Origin of the sequence: Asaia sp. SF2.1 (genome assembly GCF_000505765.1) — a bacterium.
GTDB classification, from domain to species: Bacteria; Pseudomonadota; Alphaproteobacteria; order Acetobacterales; family Acetobacteraceae; genus Asaia; species Asaia bogorensis.
The window spans coordinates 38,929-40,286 of record NZ_AYXS01000011.1 but is presented as its reverse complement, the minus strand read 5'-3'; the positions used below and the strand labels follow the sequence as shown (position 1 = coordinate 40,286).

Below are 1,358 nucleotides of genomic sequence, written 5' to 3'. Positions count from 1 at the left end.
CGGCACATGTGGCAAGGCAGGTCAGGGCGTGCCCGTGGGTGTGGGTCAGCCCACACTGAAACTGGCCGGGCTGACAGTTGGCGGAACAGCCTGACAAAAGCCTTTGGCAGGTACGCCCCCCTCATGTTCTCGCCCCCCTCTTGATTGCAGGCGAGGCGGGGACGTTCTGAGGGGCGCGGGTTCAGCTCTTACGGCGGCGTGTGGCGCCAAAAGCCATGCCCGTCACCATGGCCGCATAGACCAGCGCCATATCCCGCTTTGAAAAGACCAGTTCCCAGCCGGGGGTGAAACGCTTTGGGGTCGCCTTGTAATCGACCAGGGCTGAAACCGGACCAAGAGCCAGCGTCACCAACAGCGCCCTGAGCAGACCCGGCAGCTTTCCAAGGGCCCGATCGTACAGCACGGCCCAGAACAGCACGGCTGCCACATTGGTGGCGGCACCGGTGCCGGAATGAATCAGATCCACCTCGTCATACGAGGCGGCATCATCTCCCTTCAACCAGTGAGCGGTGCAATTGACCCCTCTGACCGCCCTGCCGGTTCTGGCCTTGCCAAGTGCCAGAAGTGCTGCATTGCAGGCAAGGGAGCCGTAAAGCGTGATGGCAGGCAGACGGGAGCGCATGAGCATCAGTCCTTGAAAACCGTTGAATATCGGGATTTTTCGGTCCTCTGACCGTTCAATAGAGGATAAGGCAGATTGCCCCACCAATGATCCCCATCACCCAGAACGTTGAAATAACGATCTGATGCCGTATGGCGCGCAGCGCCAGCATGCGCATCAGGGGATCGAGCCGATAGGGCAGAGGGCGGGAAGTGTAAGGTGACCGGGGGGCATGGCTGTCCTCCATGTCGGCGGCGGGGCTCAGCCTGTCCTCGGCGCGGACCAGAACGGATACGCACCATTGCTCTCGCAGCCTGTCCAGTTCACTGCGTCGATAGAGGCGCTTGGAGCGGATTGTCAGCACACCCGGGCCACAGCGGAAGAAATGCAACGTTCTGAACAGACCATGCGTGAGCCCAAGATGGGCTGCTGCCTGAACTGAATCGAGCAGTTCCTGCTTTGGAAGCGCCCTGACCACCGAAGCGTCATTCCCCTGATCGAGACGTTCCACGCTCTTCCCTCCCTCTCAGCGTCGTGAACGAAAGCCAAGGAGACGGGTTCGGCTTATTTCCGGCGCCGTGACAAGTCGCGCTCCTCAACGCGGCGGTCCATAGGAACCAGCGAGGAGACCTGCCGAACACACTTGCCAAACCGCAGTGAAAAGATCACGGCAGCCGGAACCACATGGGCGCTCAATGACCCGGCTGGATCCAACGCCGCATTGTCATGCGGCTCGATGATCCCGCACGACAATGTG

At 60.8% G+C, this 1,358-nt stretch carries 2 protein-coding genes; both read right to left on the bottom strand.

The features are described from left to right. Positions 1 to 181: 181 nt before the first annotated feature. Positions 182 to 622, bottom strand: coding sequence for a hypothetical protein (locus P792_RS26365; RefSeq protein WP_031240483.1), 441 nt, complete (start codon positions 620 to 622; stop codon positions 182 to 184). A gap of 55 nt (positions 623 to 677) precedes the next feature. Further along, positions 678 to 1,112, bottom strand: coding sequence for a hypothetical protein (locus P792_RS26360; RefSeq protein WP_023978317.1), 435 nt, complete (start codon positions 1,110 to 1,112; stop codon positions 678 to 680). Positions 1,113 to 1,358: the final 246 nt, after the last annotated feature.

What these genes read in the sequence shown, in the direction of transcription:
- P792_RS26365 (WP_031240483.1), bottom strand. Translation starts at nt 622, where the DNA reads ATGCGCTCCCGTCTGCCTGCCATCACGCTTTACGGCTCCCTTGCCTGC.